Origin of the sequence: Idiomarina sp. Sol25 (assembly GCF_033052775.1) — a bacterium.
GTDB lineage: Bacteria > Pseudomonadota > Gammaproteobacteria > Enterobacterales > Alteromonadaceae > Idiomarina.
On the sequence record NZ_JAUPEW010000197.1, the window covers coordinates 1 to 251 of the forward strand.

At 62.9% G+C, this 251-nt stretch carries 1 pseudogene; it reads right to left on the reverse strand.

What is annotated here, in order from left to right:
- Positions 1 to 251: pseudogene (locus Q5L94_RS13985) on the reverse strand (nitronate monooxygenase); the annotation flags it as partial.

The window sequence follows — 251 nt, forward strand, 5'->3', positions numbered from 1 at the left end:
GCGCGCTGCGCCGCCTTCAGCGATGGCACCACATGGAAAACGGTGAGGCCGGCATCCTTGAGCGGCTTCACGATCTTCTGCGGGTCGCCCGCCGACGTGGTGACGAACTTCACGCCCTGGTCGATGATAAAATTGACGATACCGGGATCGCGCACGAAGGCGAGCGCGACGTTCACGCCGAACGGCTTGGTCGTGAGTTGGCGCATCTTCTGGATTTCGCCCTTCACGGCATCGAGCTCGCCGGACGAGGT